At 35.5% G+C, this 25,988-nt stretch carries 29 protein-coding genes; 18 read left to right on the top strand and 11 right to left on the bottom strand.

Annotated features, from left to right (window positions below; all coding sequences use genetic code 11):
• Positions 1-2: 2 nt before the first annotated feature.
• The 5 genes from AC57AW_RS21305 (at position 3) to AC57AW_RS21285 (ending at position 6,347) form a co-directional block, all read left to right on the top strand.
• Positions 3-1,742, top strand: coding sequence for an OstA-like protein (locus AC57AW_RS21305; RefSeq protein WP_496353491.1), 1,740 nt, complete (start codon positions 3-5; stop codon positions 1,740-1,742).
• 89 nt (positions 1,743-1,831) lie between these two features.
• Positions 1,832-3,688: a P-loop NTPase fold protein gene (locus AC57AW_RS21300; protein ID WP_496353490.1), complete on the top strand. Its 1,857-nt coding sequence runs from the start codon at positions 1,832-1,834 to the stop codon at positions 3,686-3,688.
• A 14-nt stretch (positions 3,689-3,702) separates the two neighbouring features.
• Positions 3,703-4,878, top strand: coding sequence for an aspartate aminotransferase family protein (locus AC57AW_RS21295; RefSeq protein WP_496353489.1), 1,176 nt, complete (start codon positions 3,703-3,705; stop codon positions 4,876-4,878).
• 188 nt (positions 4,879-5,066) lie between these two features.
• Positions 5,067-5,453, top strand: coding sequence for an START-like domain-containing protein (locus AC57AW_RS21290; protein WP_034696870.1), 387 nt, complete (start codon positions 5,067-5,069; stop codon positions 5,451-5,453).
• A 78-nt stretch (positions 5,454-5,531) separates the two neighbouring features.
• Entirely contained in the window at positions 5,532-6,347 is an 816-nt protein-coding gene (locus tag AC57AW_RS21285; RefSeq protein WP_496353488.1) for an aminotransferase class IV, read from the top strand.
• Between the two features lie 85 nt (positions 6,348-6,432).
• Here the strand turns inward: AC57AW_RS21285 and AC57AW_RS21280 are convergent, their stop codons facing one another.
• Both AC57AW_RS21280 and AC57AW_RS21275 read right to left on the bottom strand, forming a co-directional pair.
• Positions 6,433-7,014 carry an N-acetylmuramoyl-L-alanine amidase family protein gene (locus AC57AW_RS21280; RefSeq protein WP_496353487.1) on the bottom strand — a complete coding sequence of 194 codons (582 nt, stop codon included), beginning with the start codon at positions 7,012-7,014 and terminating at the stop codon, positions 6,433-6,435.
• 102 nt (positions 7,015-7,116) lie between these two features.
• A complete protein-coding gene (locus AC57AW_RS21275; RefSeq protein WP_496353486.1) occupies positions 7,117-7,665 on the bottom strand; it encodes a YqgE/AlgH family protein in 549 nt (182 codons plus the stop codon).
• Between the two features lie 24 nt (positions 7,666-7,689).
• Here AC57AW_RS21275 and pdxH point away from each other — a divergent pair, with 24 nt between their 5' ends.
• Complete coding sequence (gene pdxH, locus AC57AW_RS21270; RefSeq protein ID WP_496353485.1) at positions 7,690-8,331, top strand: pyridoxamine 5'-phosphate oxidase; 642 nt, start codon at positions 7,690-7,692, stop codon at positions 8,329-8,331.
• A gap of 271 nt (positions 8,332-8,602) precedes the next feature.
• Here pdxH and AC57AW_RS21265 read toward each other — a convergent pair whose 3' ends face one another.
• The gene (locus AC57AW_RS21265; protein ID WP_002976900.1) at positions 8,603-8,893 is read right to left on the bottom strand and encodes an HU family DNA-binding protein; all 291 of its coding nucleotides are present in this window, start codon (positions 8,891-8,893) and stop codon (positions 8,603-8,605) included.
• 399 nt (positions 8,894-9,292) lie between these two features.
• Between AC57AW_RS21265 and panD the strand changes: the two genes are divergently transcribed.
• The 8 genes from panD (at position 9,293) to AC57AW_RS21225 (ending at position 16,771) form a co-directional block, all read left to right on the top strand.
• Entirely contained in the window at positions 9,293-9,643 is a 351-nt protein-coding gene (gene panD, locus AC57AW_RS21260) for an aspartate 1-decarboxylase (protein ID WP_047386679.1), read from the top strand.
• 3 nt (positions 9,644-9,646) lie between these two features.
• The gene (locus AC57AW_RS21255; protein WP_496353484.1) at positions 9,647-10,729 is read left to right on the top strand and encodes a lysylphosphatidylglycerol synthase transmembrane domain-containing protein; all 1,083 of its coding nucleotides are present in this window, start codon (positions 9,647-9,649) and stop codon (positions 10,727-10,729) included.
• A 178-nt stretch (positions 10,730-10,907) separates the two neighbouring features.
• Positions 10,908-11,483, top strand: a complete 576-nt coding sequence (locus AC57AW_RS21250) for a TerD family protein (RefSeq protein ID WP_047378867.1) — start codon at positions 10,908-10,910, stop codon at positions 11,481-11,483.
• Between the two features lie 30 nt (positions 11,484-11,513).
• A complete protein-coding gene (locus AC57AW_RS21245) occupies positions 11,514-12,191 on the top strand; it encodes a TerD family protein (protein ID WP_318846711.1) in 678 nt (225 codons plus the stop codon).
• Between the two features lie 87 nt (positions 12,192-12,278).
• Entirely contained in the window at positions 12,279-12,917 is a 639-nt protein-coding gene (locus tag AC57AW_RS21240) for a vWA domain-containing protein (protein ID WP_496353483.1), read from the top strand.
• A gap of 17 nt (positions 12,918-12,934) precedes the next feature.
• Positions 12,935-13,978 (top strand): TerY-C metal binding domain-containing protein, encoded by a 1,044-nt coding sequence (locus tag AC57AW_RS21235; RefSeq protein ID WP_318846713.1) that lies wholly within the window; start codon positions 12,935-12,937, stop codon positions 13,976-13,978.
• Positions 13,978-15,255, top strand: coding sequence for a PP2C family serine/threonine-protein phosphatase (locus AC57AW_RS21230; protein ID WP_496353482.1), 1,278 nt, complete (start codon positions 13,978-13,980; stop codon positions 15,253-15,255). The genes AC57AW_RS21235 and AC57AW_RS21230 overlap by 1 nt, the downstream gene beginning before the upstream one ends.
• A 4-nt stretch (positions 15,256-15,259) precedes the next feature.
• Positions 15,260-16,771 (top strand): helix-hairpin-helix domain-containing protein, encoded by a 1,512-nt coding sequence (locus AC57AW_RS21225; protein ID WP_496353481.1) that lies wholly within the window; start codon positions 15,260-15,262, stop codon positions 16,769-16,771.
• 302 nt (positions 16,772-17,073) lie between these two features.
• Here the strand turns inward: AC57AW_RS21225 and AC57AW_RS21220 are convergent, their stop codons facing one another.
• The 8 genes from AC57AW_RS21220 to AC57AW_RS21185 all read right to left on the bottom strand — a co-directional run bounded on the left by AC57AW_RS21220 (position 17,074) and on the right by AC57AW_RS21185 (position 23,500).
• Positions 17,074-17,715 carry a T9SS type A sorting domain-containing protein gene (locus AC57AW_RS21220; RefSeq protein ID WP_496353480.1) on the bottom strand — a complete coding sequence of 214 codons (642 nt, stop codon included), beginning with the start codon at positions 17,713-17,715 and terminating at the stop codon, positions 17,074-17,076.
• 445 nt (positions 17,716-18,160) lie between these two features.
• Positions 18,161-18,601, bottom strand: coding sequence for a GNAT family N-acetyltransferase (locus tag AC57AW_RS21215; RefSeq protein ID WP_496353479.1), 441 nt, complete (start codon positions 18,599-18,601; stop codon positions 18,161-18,163).
• 22 nt (positions 18,602-18,623) lie between these two features.
• Complete coding sequence (locus AC57AW_RS21210; RefSeq protein WP_318846718.1) at positions 18,624-19,145, bottom strand: 3'-5' exoribonuclease domain-containing protein; 522 nt, start codon at positions 19,143-19,145, stop codon at positions 18,624-18,626.
• A gap of 180 nt (positions 19,146-19,325) precedes the next feature.
• Complete coding sequence (gene tyrS, locus AC57AW_RS21205; protein WP_496353478.1) at positions 19,326-20,525, bottom strand: tyrosine--tRNA ligase; 1,200 nt, start codon at positions 20,523-20,525, stop codon at positions 19,326-19,328.
• A gap of 385 nt (positions 20,526-20,910) precedes the next feature.
• Positions 20,911-21,501 (bottom strand): NAD(P)H-dependent oxidoreductase, encoded by a 591-nt coding sequence (locus AC57AW_RS21200; RefSeq protein ID WP_496353476.1) that lies wholly within the window; start codon positions 21,499-21,501, stop codon positions 20,911-20,913.
• Positions 21,502-21,575: 74 nt separating this feature from the next.
• A complete protein-coding gene (locus tag AC57AW_RS21195) occupies positions 21,576-22,394 on the bottom strand; it encodes a helix-turn-helix domain-containing protein (RefSeq protein WP_496353475.1) in 819 nt (272 codons plus the stop codon).
• A gap of 10 nt (positions 22,395-22,404) precedes the next feature.
• A complete protein-coding gene (locus tag AC57AW_RS21190; protein ID WP_496353474.1) occupies positions 22,405-22,902 on the bottom strand; it encodes a GNAT family N-acetyltransferase in 498 nt (165 codons plus the stop codon).
• Positions 22,880-23,500, bottom strand: a complete 621-nt coding sequence (locus AC57AW_RS21185) for a TetR/AcrR family transcriptional regulator (RefSeq protein WP_496353473.1) — start codon at positions 23,498-23,500, stop codon at positions 22,880-22,882. Before AC57AW_RS21185 ends, AC57AW_RS21190 begins: the two co-directional genes overlap by 23 nt.
• Before the next feature lie 97 nt (positions 23,501-23,597).
• On the opposite strand from AC57AW_RS21185, the gene AC57AW_RS21180 reads away from it, so the two are divergent.
• The 4 genes from AC57AW_RS21180 to AC57AW_RS21165 all read left to right on the top strand — a co-directional run bounded on the left by AC57AW_RS21180 (position 23,598) and on the right by AC57AW_RS21165 (position 25,982).
• Positions 23,598-23,732, top strand: a complete 135-nt coding sequence (locus AC57AW_RS21180; protein WP_496353472.1) for a hypothetical protein — start codon at positions 23,598-23,600, stop codon at positions 23,730-23,732.
• Complete coding sequence (locus AC57AW_RS21175) at positions 23,732-24,091, top strand: hypothetical protein (protein ID WP_496353471.1); 360 nt, start codon at positions 23,732-23,734, stop codon at positions 24,089-24,091. Before AC57AW_RS21180 ends, AC57AW_RS21175 begins: the two co-directional genes overlap by 1 nt.
• Before the next feature lie 236 nt (positions 24,092-24,327).
• Positions 24,328-24,903, top strand: coding sequence for a Crp/Fnr family transcriptional regulator (locus tag AC57AW_RS21170; protein ID WP_496353470.1), 576 nt, complete (start codon positions 24,328-24,330; stop codon positions 24,901-24,903).
• Positions 24,904-24,962: 59 nt separating this feature from the next.
• Positions 24,963-25,982, top strand: coding sequence for an NAD-dependent epimerase/dehydratase family protein (locus tag AC57AW_RS21165; RefSeq protein WP_496353469.1), 1,020 nt, complete (start codon positions 24,963-24,965; stop codon positions 25,980-25,982).
• Positions 25,983-25,988: the final 6 nt, after the last annotated feature.

Raw genomic sequence — 25,988 nt, 5'->3', positions numbered from 1 at the left:
TAATGAGAATAATCTTTTTTCTGTTAATCTTTATTTCTACGCTAAGCTTTGCGCAGGAAAAAACTCCTGCGAAGAGAGATCCCTATTTGCAGACTCCTTCACCGGCTCAGCCCAAACAGGTGAGACCTGAAGATAAAGTAAAAATCATCCATGCGGACGAAATCAAGAAAGACCCTGAAAAGTACGACGGAAATCAATATTTTACCGGGCATGTTCAGATTGAACATCAGGGCTCCATTCTTACTGCGGATGAAGTAGTCCTGTATAATGAAGAAAACTTTGTAAAAGCAATAGGCAATACAAGGCTTCAAAATACAGATGGCTCTGTAATTACAGCAGGAGAAATGGAATATGATGCCAATACCCAAAAAGGTGTTGCCAGAAAAAACGTGGTTTTAACCGACCCTAAACAAACAATAAAAACAGATATTCTGTATTATGACAGGCTGGCTAATCAGGCTTATTTTAATACGGGAGGAACGATCTCTGATGGTCAGAATGTAACCTATGCCAAAGTAGGAACTTATTTTCTCAATACAAGAATTGTAGACCTTACTGGTAATGTGAAAATAGAAACGCCTCAATATATCATTGAAGGCCCTAATATCAAGCAGAATCAGAATACAAAAATTGCTGATTTTAATGGACCGACAACCATTACCAGCAAAACGAATTCCCGGAACAGAATATATACTGAAAGAGGAACCTATAAAATGGATTCTAAGGAGGCTTATCTAACCAAAAATTCCAAGATCTATTATAACGATAAAATCCTTACCGGTGATGATATGTACTACAATCAGATTTCAGGATTTGGTAAAGCCACCGGAAATGTAACCCTTGATGATCCAAAAGAAAGAAGATATATAAAAGGAGGATACGGAGAGATTTTTGAGAAAAAAGACTCTGCGATGATGACGAAAAATCCTTATGCCGTAAAAGTGATGGAAAAAGATTCCATTTATTTTGCAGCAGAAAAAATTATCTCTTATCAAAGGCCGGATTCACTGGATATTAAAGTGAAGAAAAGTTATCTGAGAGCCTTTAAAAAAGCCCGTATTTACAAATCCAATGCACAGGGAAGAGCAGACTCCATTGCTTTCAATGAAACAGACGGAGTGATGCATATGTATACAAGTCCCATTTTGTGGAGTGGTGAAAAGCAGGTGACAGGTGATAAAGTAGAAGCTTACTTTAATACCAAGACAGAAGATATAGACTCATTAAAAGTAATCGGAAATGCCTTTGCCATCAGTAAAGTAGATTCACTTACTCTCAAAGATGAATTCAACCAGGTAAAAGGAAAGTTCATGACGGTTTACTATGAGAAAAATGATATTAAAGAAGCAAGAGTAGTTGGAAATGCCCAGTCTATTGTCTATGTAGATGATACCGATCAGGAAACCAAAAAACCGGAAAGAATAGGAATTACCCTTTCTACCTGCGGAATTATCGGAGCATTGTTTGAAGAAAGAGCCCTGCAGATTATTTCATGCAGTATTGGAGCAAATTCAGACACGTATCCAATGAGTAAAATAGAGCCTGCACGAAGAAAGTTCTCCGATTTTAACTGGAATACCAAAGACAGGATCCGAAAGTGGCAGGATATCCTTGTAGATACCCCGAACAACGAAGAAATAAAATATACCGCTGATAGCGAGCTCTTCGATAATGCGCAGAAAGCAATTGATGACGAAAAAGCCAAAGAAGAAGCTAAAAAGCCGAAACGAACCAGAAAATAATAGAAAAGACCAGTACTCACTGGTCTTTTTTTTGTGGATTAATATTTTAACCTTTAATGAATCTTTTATAGCTTTGCTGAAATTTTTATATGAGTTTTTTTAGTAATATAATAACCAGTTTTTTATCTAAATCTTCAGACTATGCAATACAATTAATTGGCCCTTGGGGAGTTGGTAAAACATACCTATACAAAAATACAATAGAAAATATAGTTTCAGAGCAAGAGGTTTATAATGATGCAACAAAAAAATATAAGCCAATTTATATTTCACTTTTTGGCTTAAAATCAATTGAAGAAATCCAAGATAAAATTGTATTTGAATTGTTTGAATCTAAAGTATTTAAAAATTATAGACAACGTTATAGTAAGTCCATTAAAGTAACAAAAAATATTTTTAAAATTGGACTTAAAGGATTTTTAAACTTTAAAAAAATAGGAACAAATTTTAATACTGAAGTTCGAGATATTGGTAAAACCGTTTTAGATTCAAGAGAACTGTTTATTTGTTTTGATGACTTAGAAAGAAAAAATTCTAAATTAGATATAAACGATTTTATTGGATATGTAAATAGTTTGGTTGATGAAGGAATAAAAGTATTAATTATTACAAATGAAAATGTAATTTTAAATGAATATGATTATAAGATAGTTAAGGAAAAGGTAATAGGAATTTCTATAAATTTTGATATTGATAAAGAAACTATTTTAGATGATATTATAAATAAAAGATATCAAGCTTTTGAAAGTTATAAAAATTTTTTGAACCAAAATAAAGAACTTTTATTGCATATTGCTAAACGTTCAGAATACAATTTTCGTAATTTAATATATGCTTTTGATAATCTCCATGAAATGTATTCGTCTATTATTAAAGATATAGTTGATACAAAGGATGTTATTAGTGGTGAAATTTGTAAGAAGAAAGATATTCTAATAAAATTAATTCTTGCATTTTCTATAGAATATAAAAATTCATTTGTAAATATTGATAATAGAAAAGATTTTGAAAATGAGAATAACGATATTTTAGGTTTATCTAAACTTATAGCAACTCAAGATGGAAAAGAATATAAAGAAAATCCTATTGAACTGTTTTGTGAGAAATATCAAATAAACCAAAATGAATATTTTTTCTTTAGTTCAATCTTTGATTATATTATTAAATTAAAGAGTTTTAAATCTGAGTCCTTCAAATTAGAATTTATTGATAATTTCAAGTTGATAATTTCAAATGGAAAATTAGAAGAACAATATGAGATTTATAATAAATTAAATTTTGATCAAATAGTAAATTACTCAGAAACGGAGTTTAAGGAATTAAGTGATAAATTATTAGATTTTGCGGAACAGGGGTATTTTAAACCTTATGAGATTTTTGGAGTTTATCAAAGAATTACTTTTTTAGATAATGTTTTAGATTATGACTTAGGAGACGTAACAAAAAAGCTAATCAATGGAATTGAAAAATATGTTGAGGAAAATCAAATAGAATTCAATGATATTAAGATATTTAATAGTCATTCTAGGAGTGGATATACAAAAGATAATTTCGAGATTAAAGAGCAGGGATTAGAACTTTTGAAACTTAAGAATGATTCTCAATTAAAAGAAAAATGCTTAGAAGAAATAAAAAAGATAATAAATGGTGAGGAAATAATCGAAATAGGTGTAAATCTAGATGGAGTTTCTACATTGTTGAGTAATGATTTTTTATTATTAATTAATAGTAATGATTTTTTTAATTTAACAAAGAATAGTTCAAATTATATATTGGAATCATTAAAAACACTTTTTTCAATGACAAACGCAAATATAGATAGAGCAGAATTAGATAAATATATTAGGCTTCTTGAAGAATATAAAGCGGAATTTGAAGAAAATAATAAAGATAAATTAAGAAGTTATTTCTTTAATAAATACTTAGAATTTATTAAAGAAATTTAAAGTAATAAATGGAAATGCATAAAGATTTTTTTATATATCAGGCTCAAACCACAAAATTTGCAGCAGGTTTTGAAGTTGAAAAAGCAGAAGGAAGCTATATCTATGGTACAGACGGAAAAAGATATCTTGACTTTGTAGCAGGAGTTTCTGCCAATACGCTGGGGCATTCACATCCTAAGATCGTGAATGCAATCAAAGAACAGGCAGATAAATACCTTCACGTAATGGTGTATGGTGAATATGCACAGGAGAAGCCTATTGCGTTATGCCGACTGCTTGCAGAAGCAACTCCGGAGCCTTTGGAAGTTACCTATCTTGTGAACAGTGGTGCCGAGGCTATTGACGGAAGTCTTAAGCTGGCAAAACGATATACAGGGAGAGAAGAAATTGTATCCTTTAAAGATTCTTACCACGGGAATACCCATGGCGCTTTGAGTGTTTCAGGAAACGAAACCCATAAAAGAGAATTCCGCCCCTTACTGCCCATGGTTTCTTTCATTGAATTTAATAATGAAAAAGACTTCGATAAAATAACTGAAAAAACGGCTTGTGTTATCCTGGAAACCATTCAGGGAGCAGCAGGGTTTCTGGTTCCCGATAATGATTATCTGATAAAACTGAAGAGAAGATGTGAAGAAGTGGGAGCGCTTTTAATTTTAGATGAAATTCAGCCCGGATTTGGAAGAACAGGGAAGCTATTCTCTTTTGAACACTTTGGAATCGTTCCGGATATCCTGGTGATGGGTAAAGGAATGGGAGGAGGAGTTCCTGTAGGAGCTTTTATGAGTTCCAGAGAAATTATGGAAAGCTTATCACATTCACCAAAGCTAGGTCATATTACCACTTTTGGAGGAAATCCGTTGATTGCTGCGGCAAGTTACGCTACTTTAAAAGAAGTGCTGGGCAGCGGTCTTATGAATGAAGTGGAAGAAAAAGAAAAACTCTTCAGAGAACTTTTAGTTCATCCTAAAATTAAAAATATCAACGGCAAAGGCTTAATGCTTGCTGTGAACCTCGGAGCTCCTGAATATACGCTGGAAGTTGCAAAAAAATGTATGGAAAAAGGGCTTGTTGTTTTCTGGCAGCTGTACAGAAATGAATACCTGAGGATTTCCCCGCCTCTTACATTATCTAAAGAGGAAATCAGAGAAGGATGTCAGATTATTCTTGATATACTAAACGAAAATTAAAGATAAAATCTCTCTGCTTCAGAGAGATTTTTTTATGCTGTGCATGATAACTTTAGCCATTAAAAATTAATGGGATAAGGATTTAAATCCTGTGATAAATATCATACTGATTCTTTAAAAAAGTAATTGTTTTTTTGCGTAATAAAAAAATTAATTTATATATTGCGGGACGATAAAACAAAGATTATATGGCGAAACATAAAGTCCATTACGAATTTCCAATGCACTGTTTATCAGAGATTTTATACGAATATCTGGCAACTGCAGAAGGATTATCTGAATGGTTTGCGGATGAGGTAACAGAGAAAGGCGATGATTTCTTTTTTAGCTGGGGTGGAGGTCCTGCTGAGAAGGCCACTTTGATCAGATATAAGCCTGAAGGTTTCGTGCGTTTCAGATGGGAAGAAGATGAAGGAACAAAAAATTTCTTTGAAATGACGATCACAATTGATGATATTACAGAAGATCTCGCTTTAAATATTACAGATTTCTGTGAAGAAGGTGATGAAGAGGAGAACGCAATGTATTGGGAAAATCTTATTGAGAACCTGAGAATAAAACTAGGTGCGGCATAATACCGGGCTATATTAAATGATAAAACTGATGAACGATTTATCGTTCATTATTTTTTTGTAAATAAATCACATCAAAAATTGGAAAATCAATATTTTACATCAGACGAGTTAAATGTAAAGAACAGAGCCTTCCTTTGGGGAGACTCAGTAAAAGTTTCTTTCTTTGTAAGAAATGGTGGGTTGATCATGGACGAAGAATGCTATTTTTTCCTGATGGCTTCCATGAGAAAGATGAGAATGAATATTCCTTTGACTTACACCCTGGAGTTTTTCCAGACACTCTTTCAAAAAGAAATTATTGAAGGTAAAGGAGTAAAGAACGGAATTATCAATTTCCAGGTGTTCAGAAACAATGATGAAGTGACATTGGCAAAATCTTCTGTCTCTTATTTTTTCGAAGTTTTAGAAATGGAAGATGTACTGGCAGTTCATCAAAGACTTTTAGAACTGGATTTGATTAAAGAAATTAACGTTAATAACAACCTTCTGAGCAATATTAGAGTTCACTGTCCGGAAAACATCTACGGAGCGATCTATGCCCAGGAAAATGACCTTGATGACGTTATTCTTTTGAACCCAAACAAAAGAATAGCACGTACCACTGTTGGAAATCTTCTTTTTTTAGAAGGTGACGTTATTAAAGTACCGAAGCAGACCGAAGGAGCTTACATTTCTCCTTTGATGGAAAATTTTGTTACTTTTTTACATAAAAATAACCTTGCTGATATTCAGGAACACGAGATTATCGCATTCGAATCTCAGAAAGCTGAAGAGATTTTGATGATTTCTGAAGAAAAAGGAATATTTTCTGTAGGTAAGATAAGAAATAAAACTTTTGAAAACTCCCGCTTCTCAGAATTACTAGAAAGCTGGAAGAAAAGTTTTAATCAATAAAAATTGACAAACCCGGTAAACAACAAAGTTCCAGAAGTCCTTTACCGGGTTTTATTCTGATTAAATCAGAAATTGTTTATTTATTTTAGTATTCGTTGATGATTTCAACAAATTTCTGTGCGATTTCTTTTTGCCCCTTTTCACTTGTTATATAATTCCTGTTTTCAGAATTATTGATGAATCCAAGTTCTACCAATACGGCAGGCGCTTTAGTTTCTCTTAAAATATGAAGATTGCTCTCCGATATTTTACGGGCATTGAATTTCTTGTAAATTTTTCCAGCCAACTCCTTTGAAACATCAGAATTCTGAGTGTAAACTTCAAATGCGTTATCAGCTCTCTCTTGTTCAGGAGAAGTGTTGACATGGAGTGAAATGACCATTTCAGGATTAAGTTTATTGATCTGATCTGTTCTCTCAGAAAGAGAAGGATACGTGTCAGAATTCCTTGTCAGAATGATCTCATATTGATCCTGGCTTTCATTGATCTTTTGGATTTCTTTAGCAACGCTTAATGAAATATTTTTTTCACGAATTTCACCATGTGTTGCCCCAAAATCATTTCCACCGTGTCCGGCATCTATGACAATGTATTTTTTGTTAATGGGAGTAAATGATAAAAATGCGGTAGAAAATATTGATAAAGCAAGTAATGTAATACCTTTCATATCAGTGATTTTAGTTTTTCAAAGAACGGAAAAACTTTCTTTAAAATTGGTTAAAGGAATCTTAAAGTTTGTTAATTGTCTGATTGATATGAAAATGACACATTAATTCAGCGAAATGTCTTCAGGTGAATTCGCCCAAAGAAGAAATTCTCCCCCAAGATTCTGCATAATAGATTTCCAAAGAGTTTGATCATTGGGAAGCGTATAATCAAGATTATAAACATCTACTACCGTCCACATTTTTCTTTGAACTTCAGTATCCAGCTGGCCGGGAGACCATCCTGAGTACCCTGAAAATATTTTGATGTGTTCAATGTCCAGCTCGCTGCTCAAAACAGCGTTGATGATACGGTCAATATCTTCTGTAAGATAGTATTCATCCGCGATGTCTGTATAGATCTCAGTAACCCTTTTACCTTTTACAATAAAAAAGACTTTGTCGTTTTCTACAGGGCCTCCATCATACACCTCAATTTTAAAGTCAAAAAAATCTTTGAACTTGCTGCTCATCTGGCTGTTCTTTTTATTCAGAATCAAACCAAATGCACCACTTTCATTATGTTCAATAACCAACACTACCGATCTTGAAAAAATATCGCCGGAAATGTCAGGTGTCGAGATTAATATTTTACCTTTGTATGAGTGATTCATACTCAAATTTAATAAAAAATATTTATGGAAAACCTGCACGACAAAAGAAAAGTGTACGATAAATCCCAACTTATTGAAAGTGAGATAAAACAAAATCCAATGGAGCAGTTTAGAGACTGGTTTTTGGAGGCAAATGAAAGTCCAATGATCTCAGAAGCCAATGCTATGGCTGTTTCTACTGTAGAGGAAGATGGGTGTCCGAGAACAAGGATGGTACTTCTTAAAGCATATACCCATGAAGGTTTTATTTTTTATACCAATTATAACAGCCGGAAAGGTAAAGCAATAGAAAACAACCATAAAGCATGTTTGCATTTCTTCTGGCCTAATCTTGAAAGACAGATTATCATTAAAGCAGATCTTGAAAAACTGGCAGAAAACCTAAGTGACGGGTATTTCCATTCAAGACCGAAGGGAAGCCAGCTGGGGGCAGTAGTTTCTCCACAGAGCGAGGTGATTCCCAATAGAGAGTTTTTGGAAGGTAAATTAAAAGAGCTGGAAAAGGAATATGAAAATACAGAAGTTCCAAGACCTGCCAACTGGGGCGGATACCTGGCAAGACCTTATGAAATTGAATTCTGGCAGGGTAGACCTAATCGTCTTCATGACAGGATTATTTATCAGCTGGAGGATCTGGATTGGAAGATTTCGAGACTGGCACCATAAGGAGAGGTTAGAAACTAGAAACTAGAAGTTAGGTGTTAGTGGGTGCTTTTAAAATATGATACCTGCACTCTGAAAATATAAACTTTGCAATATCAATAGAAGCGGGCTTTAGCCCGCTTATTTATTTGTGATAAGAATAAAAGGCTTTAGCCAAAACTTAATAATTCTTAACCGCTTAAAACTTCTTAATGGTTTAATTTTTACCATCATTTTAAATAAAAAAAAGGCTGTTTCTTTAGAAACAGCCCTTGAATTTTTTTAATCTGAATGATTATTTTTTCTTAGCACCTGAAACTGCATTTGATAAATCAGCTCCAGCTTTAAATTTAGCTACTTTTTTAGCAGCGATCTTGATCGGTTTTTTAGTTGCAGGGTTAATACCTTGTCTAGCAGCTCTCTCAGCTACTGAGAAAGTACCGAATCCTACTAAAGACACTTTACCGTCTTTTTTCTTTAAAGTAGTAGTTACGTTACCAATGAAAGACTCTAAAGCAGCCTTTGCTGCAACTTTAGTGATACCTGCATCTTTAGCGATTGCGTCGATTAATTCAGACTTGTTCATAATTTTTAATATTAAAGTTAGTTCGTAATTATAGCAAATATAATACTATTTTCTAATTGTGCAATTTTTTTATTAAAACTTGTAAAATTTTTTTGCTTTTCGGTGAAATTAGTTAAAATATGATAATTCCACTTTTCACGGAAAACCTACGTTACGCGTTACTAAAATCATGCCAAATGCTTATGTGTATTGACTTTAGCAAAAAGTTAATATTATTTTTTGTATTTATTAAATCCTAAATTAAGTATAGACAATTAATTTTTTTAACCATATGATTATTAAATTTATAAGTAATTCTCAGAATCCTTGTGTTTTGTAAAATTAAACCCCTGTGTTTGTGGGAGTTTTTAAATGATAGTAAAGACCTGTTTTATTAATTTTTATTAATAAATTTGCACCATGCTAATAGAAGTTTTCAAGTCTAAGATTCATAGGGTGAGAGTAACTGCCTCTGACCTTAATTATATAGGAAGTATAACAATAGATGAAGATCTTATTGAAGCTGCCGGTCTGGTAGTAGGAGAAAGGGTCTATATTGTGAATGTGAACAACGGAGAACGTTTTGATACCTACGTTATCAAAGGAAAAAGAAAATCCGGAGAAGTATGTCTGAACGGGCCTGCAGCAAGAAAAGTACAGAAAGATGATATCATCATCGTTATTGCTTATGCGCAGATGACCCCGGAAGAAGCCAAAGACTTCCAGCCGAAGATCGTTTTCCCGGATGAAAAAACAAATCTTCTTACCTAGTACATGGAGAAAGTATCAAAAAGTCCAATAAAATCAATACTAACAATAGTAATATCGCTTGCTTTTGCAGGCTTTTTTTTATGGCTTGCCTTAAGAGGGCTTGACTTTAAAGTCATTCAGAAGTCACTGGCGAAAGCGAATTATCTTTGGGTATTGTTTGCATCCGTATTTGGCCTTCTTGCCTATTGGTTTAGAGCTATCCGCTGGAATCTGATGCTGGAACCCATGGGATATAAAATTTCAAATTCCAATGCGCTTTGGTCTATATCATTTGGGTATCTGATGAATCTTACCATTCCGAGAAGTGGGGAAGTGGCAAGAGCGACAACTTTATATGGAGTGGAAAAAGTACCTGTGGACAAATCTATAGGGACTATTATTTTGGAAAGAGTAGTGGATCTTATTTGTATGGCAGGTTTTTTAGTTCTGACAGGAATTTTTAAATTTAAAGCAATTCTTGCTTTCTACCATTTTGTAATGGATAAGAAAGATGAAAAGGAAGAATTTATTCCTAATTTTTTTGAGAAACAAATAATGAAGTTGGGGGTAAATGATTTTGATTCATTTTATCTGTATGTTAAAATTGCTCTGGGAATATTGGTTTTAGTAGGTTTAGGTCTTCTCTATAAATATAAAAAAGAAAAACTTATCAATTTTGGAAAAGGTATTCTTCAAGGAATAACTTCCATTTTTAAATTAAAAGAAAAAGGGAAATTTATCCTTTATACATTAGGAATCTGGATTTGTTATTATTTAGCCGCCTATCTGGTTTGCTTTGCACTTCCTGAAACCTCCGCATTTACCTTTGCAGACGGTTTCTTTATTATTGTAGTAGGAACATTGGGAATGATTATTCCTGCCAGTGGAGGTATTGGGGCTTATAACCTTGCGATGAAGTATGGTTTTATGGCACTCTTTATTTCAATAGGAAAAAGTGCTGATTTCGGAGGGGAAATGGGATTGACGTATTCCTTTATTTCTTTACCATTGCAGATTGTGATTATGCTGGTGATGGGACTGATTTCTATTCCTATGCTGGCAAAAGCAAGAAATGCTGCTGTTTCGGATAAGGATTTTGAAAAGTAATTCAATACTCTTCTATACAATACAAGGTTCAATTTTTCAATTGGACCTTTTTTTTATGGTAATTGGTGACTTAAATAGCTTTAATTGGGCTCTGGAGATCATTTTTTTCTAAATAAATTTGGTCAATTCATAAATCACTTCTATCTTAATGCGAAAAATAATCATAATATAAAACACTATGGCAATTAATCTACAGAAAGGGCAAAAGATCGATATAGGATTGACGAAAATGACGATTGGGCTAGGCTGGGATCCTAATGAAGGAACCGGCTACGATTTTGACCTTGATGCTTCTGCAATCATGATTGACTCTGACAGAAAATTAGTAAGCGAAGAATACTTTGTTTTTTACAATAACCTGAATTCTCCGGACGGAGCTCTTACGCATACAGGTGATGATCCCAATGGTAAAAACAGCGATGGTGACGATGATGAAGCAATCGTGATAGATCTTGATAAAGTAGATTCAAGAGTGGAAGAGATTCTTTTCGTAGTCACCATAGAAGATTTTGAAAGAAGAAGACAGAATTTCGGACAGGTAAGAAACTCTTACATCAGAGTTGTTGATAACCATTCAAACCAGGAAATTGCAAAATATGAGCTGGATGAAGATTTCTCTATTGAAACAGGAGTAGAGTTCGGAAGGCTGTACAAAAGAAACGGGAGCTGGAAATTTGAAGCTTCAGGGATAGGATACAGAGCAGATCTGGGCTTCTTCCTGGAGAAATACTACAAAGGACAAATCATCAAATAAAAAACACCCAAATACACAAAAACGATAACTATGGCAATTAATTTACAGAAAGGACAAACGATAGATTTAAGAAAGAATGACCGCGGAGAAAGTGTTTATGATCTTTCAAAGGTAACCATCGGTTTAGGATGGGATGTAAGAAAACAAGGCAGTGGATTCTTTGGAAAACTGTTTAGCAAAGAAGCTGAATATGACCTTGATGCAGTGGCCTTTCTCTTAGATGGTAATGGTAAAGTAGCGAATCTTGGAAGAACCGTACAGACCAATGACGGAAGACAGATGGCGCTTTATCAGGGAGATGTGGTTTTCTTCAATTCTATGCAGCACCCAAGCGGAAATGTATGGCTTACAGGAGACAACAGAACCGGAGCGGGAGATGGAGATGATGAGCAGATTATTGTAAGATTGGACCAGCTGGATCAGAGTTATCAGAAAATTGTATTCCTGGTTACCATTTATCAGGGAAAAACAAATAACCAGCACTTCGGAATGATCGAAAATGCATTTATCCGGGCGGTGGATGCTACAGGAAAAGAAATTACAAAATACAGTCTTTCCGGAGATTCAAGTATGAACGGGATGTGTGCAATGGTTTTTGCAGAAGCATACCGTCATAACGGAGACTGGAAATTCCGTGCCGTGGGTGAGCCGCATCATACAGATAATTTTATAGATATTCTGAAACAGCAATACGCTTATTCCAACTAGATTTTCAAAATTTATCAAACCAAAATAAATCCGGCGGAGGAAGTCGAAGACTTCCTCCGCCGGATTTAGAATTAATATAGTCGTATAATGAGCAGGAGATTATTAGCCTATTTTTTATTAGATACATCAGGTTCTATGAACGGGGAACCTATTCAGGCACTGAATAACGGATTCAACGGATTGATCAGTATGCTTCGTGCAGATCCGCAGGCAATGGACAGCCTTCATCTAAGCGTGATTACCTTCGACAGAGAAGTGAAAAATAGTATTCCTTTAATCGATTTGGCGAGTTTTTATCCCATGGAAATTACCTGTCCGGACAGTGGGCCAACCCATACGGGAGCTGCATTGGAAATGGTTTCCGAATTGGTGCAGCGAGAAATCGTAAAAGAATCGGCCGATGCAAAAGGAGACTGGCAGCCGCTACTTTTTATATTTACAGATGGAAAACCTTCAGATATTCAGAAATACAGACAGATGATTCCTGTGATCAGAGGATTGGAATTTGGAGCCATTGTAGGCTGTGCTGCAGGTCCGAAAGCCGATGAACAGTATCTTAAAGAACTGACAGATCATGTGGTAAAACTAGATACCACAGACGCTATTACCCTTTCTTCCTTTTTCAAATGGGTAAGTTCTTCCATCACACAGGGAGGACACTCACAGAATACAGGAGAAAATATCACACTGCCTCCGCCACCATCGGAGCTTACTATTATTATTTAAAAAATTGTCTTTACAACATGAGAAGACTGCCTATTTATTTTTTAGTAGACATCTCCGAATCTATGGTAGGAGAACCTATTGAGCAGGTACAGGAAGGTATCGCCAATATTATCAGAGAATTAAAAAAAGATCCGTATTCACTCGAAACCGTTTATATTTCTGTGATAGGTTTTGCAGGAGAAGCGGAAGTGATTACTCCCATGCAGGATATTATCAGCTTTTATCCACCTAAAATTCCAATCGGGAGCGGGACATCACTTTCCCAGGGTTTGATCAAAGTTATGGATTGTATCGACAGGGATATTGTGAAAACTACCTATGAAAGAAAAGGAGACTGGAAACCCATCGTTTTCCTTTTTACAGACGGAGTTCCCACTGATGATGCCACCAAAGCTATTGAGAGATGGAATAACAAATACAGTGGAAAACCCAACACTATTGCCGTATCTATCGGCGAAAATACAAACTATAAACTCCTTGGTTCATTAGCCGATAATGTATTGCTTTTCAATAACTCTGATGAGAATTCCTATAAAGAATTTTTCAAATGGGTGACAGATTCTATTAAAACGACCAGCCAGAGCGTAACAGAAGCCAAGAAAGAAGGAATTAATTTGTCTAAAATCGATTCCCTTATTCTCGAGAAAGTAGATCCTGAAATGGAACAGAAATTCCCGGACAACAATTTTGTAGTATTGAACGGGAAATGTCAGGAAACTGAAAAACTTTATCTGATGAAATTTAAAAAAGCCTTTGCAGAGTCAAGTATTCCCGGAATGGCAACAAGATATTACAGACTGGATGGGGCTTATAAAATTGATGAAAAAGCATACTACAGGCTTTCTTCTAATCAGAAAACCCATCTTAAAATCAATATAGAAGAACTGGAAGGAGGTACTTCATGTCCTCACTGTGCCAATCCCATTGCATTAGCAACCTGTTCCTGCGGCGGAATCCACTGTCTGAGAGGAGAAGGATACAGCAAATGTCCATGGTGTGGAACTTCGGATTATTACGGATTTTCCGGTGGAGGATTTGATATTAACAGAACCCTGGGATAATGATGGGTAAATTTTTCAGGAAATCAACCTCTGAATCTAAACCGAAGACGATAGAACAAGCTGTTGTTTACAGGGAGAAAGAAGAATTTAAAGACGCTCATTGGATATTAAAAAATGCCAATGCAAAGCAATATTATGAATTCAGCCTTGATATAGACGATTTTCCGAACATAAAAATTCAGAATATCGGAAACCTGGAAGAAACAGGACTCACTTTTGAAAATAATACCCTATTAGGAACTCTGGTTACCAACAATATGTATCACCTGGATGTTCAGTTTTATCACATTCATGACCCAAGCCAGATTGAAATAAAGAAGATTCAGCTGTTTGTAAACGCAGACCCAAAAGACTTATGGAAGAATATTCCCAGTGATACAAATGCAGTTTTTTATAAATCAGAAGAAGACTCTTTCAAAGGTTTCTTTTCAGACAAAAAAATTGTTGTGGCATCCAAAAGAGGACGTTCCCATGCTCATGAAGGGAAATTTCGTGAAGATGATTTTGCAGTAAATAACCTTCCTGGAGACTGGAATATTGTTTCTGTTTCAGATGGAGCGGGTTCGGCAACAGCTGCAAGAGAAGGCTCAAGATTGGCAACGGCAACGATTAACCAATTTTTCAATTCGCAGGAAATTTTACACGATATTGAAAACAATATCAGTCGCATGTATGATATTGGATCTTCAAGGGAAGAGCAGTCAGATGCTGAAAAAAATATCAAAAATATTGTATCGGAGAGTGTTGTAGAGGTTTATCAAACATTAGAAAAAACGGCAGCAGAACATTCACTGTCTGTAAGTGATCTGCATGCTACACTGATTTTTATATTACTTAAAAAATTCAGTTTTGGATATGTCATTCTTAGTTTTGGAGTAGGAGACTGCCCGATTAACCTCATCAATTCTGATTTTTCTGAAGTGAAACTTTTAAATCAGATGGATGTGGGTGAGTTTAGTGGTGGTACCCGTTTTATTACCATGAAAGAGATTTTTAACGATCAATTGTCGTCCCGTTTTCGCATCACTTGTGTGGATGATTTTTCCTACCTCGTGCTGATGACAGATGGTATTTATGACCCGAAATTCATCACAGAAAATAAACTGGAAGATACAGAAAGCTGGAAATCACTTTTTGAAGATCTGGCCGGAAATAATGATGACCGTACTAAAGCAGATTTTATCAATGACGAAAAAATTGATGAACAACTTTTAATATGGAGCGATTTCTGGAGCAGAGGAAATCACGATGACCGAACATTGGCAATAATCTATTAATACCATGAAAAAGACCATTAAGGTTGTTTCTGTTCTGGACACAGCCAAATCCTATGAATACATAGATGAAAACCCTATCCGGGGCGGCGTGAAAGATGTGTACTTTTCTCCCGATAAAGATTATGTGGTGGCTTTTTACCGCAGTCCGCTGGATGAAGGACAAAAAGAAAGGATCATGAGAATTGTTTCTACCTATCTGCAGAGTATACAGAACGGGAATACCTCAGAGTACTTTCTGAACGAAATATTCAGATGGCCTTATGACATTGTTGAAAGAAATAAACTCACAGGAATTGTAGTTCCTGTTTATCATAATAAATTTTATTTTGCAAAAGGATACATCGGTTCAGATAATATTAAAGGACAGGATAAGGTAGGGAAATGGTTTACTGCACCCATGTTCAGGAATCAGCAGTATCCGTTGAGATTGGATCAGTCGGAATTGGGAGACTGGCTGAGTTATTTTCAGATTGCTGTCAATATCAGCAGAGGGGTGAAAAAACTGCATCAGATGGGGCTCGCGCATTCCGATTTATCTTATAATAATATTCTGGTAGATCCCGTAACGAAATCTGCCTGTATCATCGATATAGACGGTCTTGTTGTTCCCAAACTGTTTCCACCGGAAGTAATTGGAACTGCAGATTTTATTGCTCCCGAAGTGTTAAAAACCAAACATTTAAGCCTTCAGGATCCGGAAAGACATCTGCCTAACCAAAAAACAGATCTGCATGCCCTTGCTGTTCTGATTTACATGTATCTGCTAAGAAGACATCCTTTGCGAGGAGGAAAAATCTGGGATCTGGATTCCGAAAAAGATGAAATTCTGTCTATGGGAGAAAAAGCCCTATTTGTGGAAGATCCTGAAAACCCTTCCAATCAGGTAAAAGCAGATCATCTCCGGAAATGGGATGCATTCTGGGGCGATCCTCAAAAGATTCCTTATACCATAACCGGACCTTATATTTCAGATCTTTTCAGAAAAACCTTTATAGATGGATTACATGACCCAATCAGACGTCCCACAGCCAATGAATGGGAAGCAGCTCTGTTGAAAACCGTAGATCTGATACAGCCTTGCCATAATTCAAGTTGTACCGAAAAATGGTATGTTTTTGATAATACCAGCAGTCCTAAATGTCCGTTCTGTGGAACACCACATCAGGGAACATTACCGGTATTAGACTTATATTTCAAATTTGATGATGAGGTATGGAAACCGGAAAATCACAGACTGATGGTCTATCATAATCAATACTTATTCAAATGGCATGTTTCCAGGAAAGTGATACGTAACGAAAATCTGACAATGCAGGACAAAATGCCCGTAGGATATTTCACGTTTCATCAGGGAAGATGGGTATTGGTAAACCAAGGTTTATCAGGAATGAAAGATATTACAGAACAAAAAGAAATTCCACCCGGTTCTATGGTTGAGCTGACGGATGGTAAGAAAATATTATTGTCTGCAGAAGAAGGAGGAAGATTGATCTATGTAACAATGGCCAATCAGTAAAATTAGAATTAAATAGTTTTGTGAATAAAAATTTTGTCCAAAATAAGGACAGTAATTTTTATGATCGTAAAATATAATCTGGATCGTGAAAGAGAGGGGCGGAAGAGATAGTAGAAAGGCATAATTTTTATGAGAAACCATATCAGCAGTTCTTCCAGGTCACGGGGAAAAATATAATACATTTTATATTTTTTAACAACGATTTAAAATTCTTCCGGCTTTTAAATAACAGTTTTAAAATTAGCAGCCGGAAGAAAAAAGAGTAATATTAAAATAATTATGAGAATGTCTTAATCAGGTATTTATTCTTTAATCACGTTAGTTGTAGAATAGGTGTCATCAGAATTTTTTACCTTCAGAAAATACCTGCCTTTTATGTAAAAAGACATATTGATATTTTCTTTGTGAATATTTTTTGTATTCATTATTTGTTTGATGAACAGTAATTTTCCGCTGGCATCAAAAAGAGCAACCTCTTTTATATTTTCTTTTGATGTTATATGAAGTACATCAGTACAGGGATTGGGAAATACCTTCATTCCGTTGTCTTTTCCTGATGTCTCACTTACTTTTAAAGCAGCAAATGTTAAATTGATCCTGCTGTTATAATATTTATTCTGAGTCATATTCATATGGACAAAAGTAAACATGGTCTGGGTCTCTGATGTCAGTTCCAGCTCATAATATCCTCCCGGCTGAATATTGATCGCAATATTGCCTACAGGACCGCTTATAAAGCTGGTGTTTTGTTGACTGATAGCATAATTTAAATTGTTGGTAAAACGTATCTTATCTCCAATGACTACATTTTCGTTGATTTGATACAGAGAACCATCAGAATTGGCATTATTGACATTCAGTACAATTGTTTTACCAAAACTTTTTAAACTGAAAATGATAAAGGAAATCATTAAAATCCTTTGAAAAAGTAAATTTGTCTGCATTCGTTTTTAATTTAGTTGTTAGTATTCTTTAAGGTTTTTAAATCATTTATAATGATTAATTCACAATGCCTGATTTTGTGAAACGGCTCAAAGATATACAGGTTTGGAATGCTGAAAGCTGATGGAAATGAAATGCTGTAGCTGTTGAGTATGATAGATACGCATAGAAAGGAGAGTACCTCTATTCTTCCTTTAAAATAGGATCTCCTGATACCGGATTATTCTGGAAATAGAGTATGTGATAAGTAGCTGAATAATGATCAATTTACTGCAAAAGCAAAAAGTATATGAGTAATTGGCTTGTTTATTTTCAGATAGTGGTAGAATTTATGTTTACAGATTACTGATAAAATTGAAATGATAAATTATTCAATAGGAACAGGCTCCAGCCCGTTAAAAAAATAAAATGCCAACGGCTTTAGCCAAAACTTAGATGATTTTCAAATTATTGTTTTTCAGTTTCCATAAAATAAGAATACTGATCTTCGCCCACAATTCTAAAACCAAGAGTTGTATAAAGATATTGTGCCTTATTGGTTTTTAAGACGCTTAATGATACCGTTTTTCCAGCTAACGAAGCTTCCTCCAGAATATCAGCCAAAATCTTTTTTCCAAGTCCCTTACCTTGTTGGCTGGGATCAATCTGAAGTTGCAGAACCTCAATGTTGGTAAATGTTCGGTCTACTTTTAACAGTCCAATAGGTTGATTGTCTAAAAGAATAATATTGGCTTTTTCAAACTGATAAAGAACTCTTTGCAAAGTTGTTTCTCTGTCAGTAGATAGCCCCGAACTTTCATAATGAGGGTTCATAGTTTTCATTCTGAGATTAAGAAGAAAATCAATATCAGTATCGTCAGCTTGTTTGTAGCGCAGGTTAAGATCCATATTCAAAAATAAAAATTAGATTCTATTTTAATGCAATTTTCAGTCCCATTTCTTCTTTCATGTACAGCAAAACTTCTGCATTTCCCCGGGCATCATCTACCGGATTGTGCGTGTGCTCAGTCTTGCGAAGGTGCTTCCATTGTGCAAAAGTATCTCTTTCCAATCCACAGTAAAGATCAGAAAGCCTTCTGGAAGAAAAACCGAAAGGATTCCGTCCGAGAAAATGATGAAAATACCAGCAGATAAACATCCAGTCGAAACCATTATTATCACTGATGAAAATAGGTCTGCCTTTGGAATTTGTTTTAATCCAGTCTTCAAAGGCAAGCATCACAGTCTGAGGATCATCAAAATTCATTGTTTCTTCCCTGCTGAAACCGGAAACGGCTAAAGCATCAGGATTGAATTTCTCAGAAATGGGTTTCAGTTTTCCATAAAAAGTAGTGTCCAGCTCCTCCGTGACAAGTACTGCCCCGAAACAGACCATTGAAAAATCACCGGGAATCGGCCCATCCGACTCTATGTCAACCATGATGTAACTCATTGGAAATAGTTTTAAGAAAACGAAGATATTGAAATAAGTTGAAGGAGGGAAGCCGGAAGAAGGAAGCTAGAAGTAATTTTTGTGCTGTAAAGAACTTTTATTTAAAAAAAATCAATCAAATAATTTCAGGTGTTACTCGTCATCCAGAAACTTTTTTCTCCCGGCTTCCATTTTCTAGCCTTATATTAACTCAAAAAAGCCTCTTCTCCCGATTTTTATCTTCGTTTGAGGGATCAGTTCAATTTCTTCATCGGAGTCCGTTTTTTTGATGGTGTTGATTTGAACTCCTCCATTCTCAATTAATCTTCGGACTGCAGATTTGCTGAGGTCACTTTTAAGATGATGACAAAGCTCCACAAGAGATATTTTGTTTTGAATATTCGTTAAAGAACCTATAGAAAAAGTTTCATACACTTTCTCTTCAAAATTTTTATTTTGAAACTGATTGATAAAGTACTGTTCTGCATTCTCTGCTGAAGCATCATCATGGTATTGACTGATGATATTCTTAGCAATGATTTTTTTAATCTTCATAGGATTTTCGCCTTCTGTTATCCTGGAAATAAGAATGGTTTTTTCTTCCACCGAAAAATCTGTGGTCAGGTTGATAAATTCCTCAATCAATGCATCCGGAATAGACATTGTTTTTCCAAACATTTCATTTGGCTCGTCTGTCAGCCCGATAATATTGTTCAGGGATTTACTCATTTTTTCCTTTCCGTCAAGACCCTTCAGCAATGGCATACACATGACAATCTGTGCAGGCATTCCGTGTACCTCCTGAAGCTGTCTTCCCATTGTACAGTTGAAAAGCTGATCTGTGCCACCCATTTCGATATCACACTCAATTTTGACAGAATCAAAACCCTGAAGAATAGGGTATACGAGTTCATGCATGGCAATAGGAGTATTTTCCGTAAATCTTTTATTAAAATCGTTGCGGTGCATCAATTGAGCAACGGTAACTTTCGACAGTAGTTGGATAACCTCTGAAAAGTCAAGGGCATCCAGCCAGTCAGAATTGAAAACAATCTTTGTCTTCTGAACATCAATTACTTTGGAAAGCTGATTGATATAAGTCTGGGCATTATGCTGTACATCTTCAGCAGTCAGAGGTTTTCGGGCCTTATTTTTCCCTGTAGGATCACCAATTCTTGCCGTAAAGCTTCCTACGACTATAATGATCTGATGTCCCAGGTCCTGAAATTGTTTCAGCTTTTTTAGCACTACGGCATGTCCCAGATGGAGATCCGGAGCAGTAGGATCGAACCCCAGTTTGATAGACAGCTTTCTGTTTTCTACTTTGGCTTGTGTAAGTTTTTCCTCCAAACCGTTTTCTGGCAGGATGATAGCCACATTTTCTTGTAATAAATGAATCATGTTGAATAGTTTTAAAAATGAAAAAAGCCCGGACAGGTACTGTCCGGGCTCTATATATACGTGAGATTATTTTTATTGAATTACAGATATAGAAAGTCTTCCCGAACGATAGCTCGGAACGTAATATTCACTAAAGAATGGAAGACGTAATATACTGTTTAAGTGTTTCATTGTGATGTAATATTCAGGGATTTCCTGGAGAGCCAATATTTAAACCATTAAGACGTATTGCAAGGTTATAACAAGATTTGTTTTTAAAAAAAACTTAACCGTCCATCTATCCTAATGGCTTAAAATAATGGTTCAAAACAATTTTACTTGCGGTTTTTGAAGCTAATTTCATGCCATAAATCTCTTAAAAGCAAAATACAGGATGAATTGTTATTTAATAATTAAGGACATGCTCAGAATATAGATTTCTAATTTGATCTTTCCAGCTCTCAAGTTCTTCGGGAGTAGCTCTATCAGCCTTGTCGAAAAATAAATGTCTGATAATTTTCAGTCCGGAGTAGATGAAAATTCCGTTATCTGAGGTTAACGTGAGAGCTTTATCCATTCCAGTTTGTTCATATTCTTCATGAGATTTTCCGTGGGTATTGATAATGACAATTTTTTTACCTGTCAGAAGTCCTTTTTGTATGCCTTGGTCATAACGGTAGGCAAAGCCATAACTGAAAACACGGTCTATAAAGCCTTTCATCATAGCTGGAAGACCCGTCCACCAGATAGGATAAATAAAAGTAATCTGTTCAGCCCATGAAATATAGTCCTGTTCAAGTTGTATATCATCAGCTACCTTTCCCATGCGCTGTCCCTGCATATCAGCCAAAGAAAATACAGGATCAAAACCTGCTGCATACAAATCTCTCACAACGATTTCCTCATTTCTGGATTGAAGCGTTTCAACAACCGCGCTTAAAAGGCTATGATTTAAACTGTTTTCATTCGGGTGTGCGTAAATTATTAAATGTCTCATTGTTTTTCTTGTTAAGATTGATGAGACAAAAGTAGCGGGATGTACTTTGCAAAAATTGTAAGAAAACGAAACGCTTATTTAGACTTTGGATTACAGATCTCCTGCTGAAATTTCAAATACTGAGCAGGCGAAATATTCATAAAATGCTTGAAATCATGGATAAGCTGGCTTTGATCATAATAACCGCACCCATCAATGATGGTAAACCATTTCACTTTGCTTTGTTTTCCGGTTTCCTCTTCAATGATTTTTACAGCTTTTAAAAAACGGTTATAGCGGTTAAGTTCTTTCAAAGAATATCCAAACTGTTCCTTCTGTTTGCGCTGAATATTTCTTTCAGTCTGATGAGTCTGTTCCGCAATCACTTTGACAGGATTTAAAAGGTCATTTTCAAAACTGCTCAAAAGCTTGCTGGTAGCATCCTGATGCTGAAGATAAGGTCGGCAGAATTCAAGAATATGATTCACTTGCTCTGTGGTTGACCCTAATCCTGTCAGTTGATACCAAAGATCTGTAAAACAGTTTTCTTCCAGCAGTTCGTCCGGATGCCTTACCGGTTGTTCAATGGATACCTTTCCAAAAAATCTGAAGAAGGCATCATCTTTAAAATTAGCGACCAGAATAGAACAGCCTGTCGGAAGCGTATATTCAAAAGATTGTCTCACAGGGCCAAATATTATGCATTTATCTACTGTGACGGTCGTCTTTTCCCGGGTAGACATCGTAGCACTTTCACCAAAACAGAATAATAAAATAGTTTGATAAGTGGGCAAAAGAGTTTTGGTAACAGATAGATCAGAAGTATTTTCAGCAAAATAAAAATGGGTAAATACATTTTCAAATTCCTGAGGAACTGAAATTCTAAACTCATTATATTCTGGTGGTAATTCCATAAGTAAGAAATTATGAGATGAGATTTTTCTCCATTTTATAATTGGTAAGTGTAATTCCTTTTACATCGACAGTCTGTTCCTGAACAACCTGAAAGCCTATTTTCTCAAAAAAAGGTCTGGCTGTTTTACTTACATCTGCTGTGAGCCGCTTCTCATGATATTGCAGAGCTTCTTTTTCAATTGTATTATAAAGCCTGGATGCAATACCTTTCTGCTGATAATCTTTGTGTACAAAAAACAGATCAATATAATTCCCCTGATCAAGAGTACAGAAACCCACAATCTGATTTCCACCCTCAGCAATTAAAACATACTGACTGGTCATCACATCCATCCATCGTTCTTCATTCTCTGCACCGGATTTCCAGGCTTCGAGCTGTTGAAGAGTATAGTCTTTTTTGCACACTTCATCTATAGTGGTTCTAAAAAGCTCCAACATTTCCGGGAGATCATTTTTAATCCCTTTTCTGAGGATAATTTTGGGATTATCGGATGTACTGCTGTTCATAAAGTTTTTGCTGTTCTTTATTGAGAAGTGGATAGAAAAGATTCATCTGAAGAAGGGTATAATGCTGTATTGCTTCTGCTGGATTAAGCTTTAAAATAAGTCTGTTGTGAGTAAGCCAGTTGTCTGCAATAATGAAAATCTGTTCAGTAAGACAATCAACGATAAAATGAGGAACATCTTTCTGAAATATATTACTCTTTTGAAGATCTGAAAAGATCAGTTGGAATTCCTCTTTCCTGCTGAAATTGATCCCTTCATACCTGGATTCTATTTCAGGAATCTGGTTAAGAATATCTATAAAATTGATAAATATAAAACGGTAAGAATAAAAGATTCCACAGGTAGAATAGGTAAATTGATAAAGATCGTCCAGTGTTTTGTTTTCCAGTTTTTTCATTTCGTTCAGCAGCTCATCCATTTTCAGGGTAAGTTCTGCGAAAAGGATTTTAATGATGTCTTCTGAATGCCTGAAATGATAATGCAGATTGCCCGCACTGATGCTGAGTTCAGCTGCAATATGCCTTGTGGTGATATTGTTATATCCCTTGTCATTAAATAATTCCAGTGCTTTAGACAGAATTTTATCCTTGGTCTTCATCTTTCAAAGATAAGAATATAAGAGTGGATATAAATCATATTTTAAAAATTAGAACAATTGTTCTAATTTGATATATTTGCATCATAATCTTATGATAATGGAAGGAAAACGAAAATTCAATTACGAATCTGCAGATAAAAACGAAAGAGAAAATAGAACTGATCCACAGGAAGTGATATCCAAAATACTTCAGGTTATTCTCGGGATAATAATGGCGGTGCTCCACATGTGATGAAAAGGATAATTTCACATTGGTTTCTGTTGGGACTGGCAGTTTGGGGAGGAGTTATTTTAATGAGGCGAAACGGAATTTACATTCCCATTATTAACGATCATTTTACAGATTTTATTACCGTTCCTATGTATTGTTACCTGATAGAATATATCATGAATTCTATCATAGGATGCCATTGGAAGCCAGATTTAAAATTTGTATTGACGTCAGCACTTTACCTGTCTTTTTTGTTTGAAGTCCTTTGTCCTAATCTCTCTGCACGCTTTACCGGAGATTTTTTTGATGTGCTGGCTTATTTTGCTGGAGGAATGATATACTATTTTGTTAATGTAAGGCACTTGAATGTGCGTAAATAAAAAAGCCAACAGGTCTGCATCGTAAAAGAGACTGCTGGCTGTGGTATAGTTTTTATCCTGATTCAATAATTCTTACAATCTCAGTTATGCTTTTTTATCAGCAGTTTTCTTTCGATTATGTATACAAGACAATTATTGAATCCGGAATGTTACATGGGAAGGCGAATATTTTTTTAGCTAATAAATTTGAAGCTTTCTTTTGGTAACTTTGCAAAAGACTTAAAATATTCACTTCAATGCACGACAAGCTTTTACGATATATCCAGTCAGGCCATGACTTTACCGGTGAAGAAACAGAAGCTGTCAAACAATATTTCGAGCCGGTTGTGTTTTCAAAAAATACAGTGATAGAAGAAGCAGGGAAGACTCCTCATTATCTTTACTACATTGTTTCAGGCTATCTCAGGCTTTTTTATAATGACCAGAATGGTAGTGAAGTTACCACTCATATCAATTGTCCACCCGGATTTTTCACTTCTTATTCAGATTTTATTAATGGTACAGTTTCTGAAAATAATGTGGAATGCATCACAGATGCTGAACTTTTGAGAATTTCAAAAGAAAGTCTGGACTATCTAACTGCTAAAAGTCAGGCAATGAAAGATTTCAGTATTTCGGTTTTTCAACAGTCAATTGCTTACAATGAAAACCGTTCCAGAGAATTGTCCGTTTTGAATGCCGAACAGCGTTACCTGAAACTCATGCAGGACTATCCGGAAATTATTCAGAATGTTCCTATCCAGCACATCGCTTCGTTTTTAGGGATGAAGCCCGAAAGTCTGAGCAGAATCCGGAGAAAAATAATTAACTAACAAAAGTCAAGTGGTTCCGGTGACGAGATGATGAACTTTGCAGCATTAAAATCAATGCAATGACAAAGAATCATTTAAGTCTTGTTTCCGGAGCAAATGGACATCTGGGAAATAATTTAGTCCGATTTTTACTGAAACAGGGATTGCCGGTGCGTGCGGCAGTAAGAAATATCCATAACAGAAAACCTTTTGAAGGACTGAATTGTGAGCTGGTGCAGGCTGATATTACGGATAAAGTGTCTTTTGTAAAAGCCCTTCAGGGGGTTGAAACTTTCTATGCAGTAGGTGCTGCTTTTAAATTGTGGGCAAAAGATCCCAAAAGAGAAATCTATGATGTGAACATCGCAGGTACCAGAAACACCATCGAAGCAGCAGCAGAGGCCGGTGTGAAGAAAATAATCTATGTAAGTTCTATTGCCGCGTTGGATTATACTACATTGCCTACCAAAGAAAGTAACGGCTATAATCCGGACCGGAGAGATATGTATTATAATTCTAAGAATGATGGTGAAAAACTGGCTTTTGATCTGGCCGCAAAATTGGGAATAGAACTGGTTTCCGTGATGCCTTCTGCGATGATAGGCAGTGAAGCGTTTTCTCCGTTGAATGTTTCCTATGGAGTATTGAAACTGATCCTGAACAAGAAAATTCCGGTAGATACCAAAATTACTCTGAACTGGATAGATGTGAAAGATGTGGCCGAAGGGTGTTATCTGGCAGCTGAAAAAGGCCGCTCTGGTGAACGTTATATTCTGGCCAATGAAAAATGTATGACCATCACAGATACTACCATTTTAGCCAACCAGCTTTATCCTGAATTGAAACTGGAGATTCCCCGTTCAGTACCTAAAGGAATTTTATTCACAATTGCTGCCATTATGGAATTTACCGCAAAGCTCAGTGGAAAAGCTCCGGTACTCACAAGAAAAGATATTGCCATGTTTTCCGGATTACAGCAGGATTTTGATATTTCCAAAGCCCGAAATGAGCTTGGATTTAATCCCAAAAGTCCGGAACAGGCAGTGAAAGAAGCATTGGATTATCTGATGAAAAATCCCGAACTTTTAAAAGAGGCCTGAAAAAGT

This window comes from Chryseobacterium sp. BGA-UO-ETr-SB22, assembly GCF_059567885.1.
The sequence above is the reverse complement of the archived record's forward strand: the minus strand, read 5'-3'. Positions and strand labels throughout refer to the sequence as shown.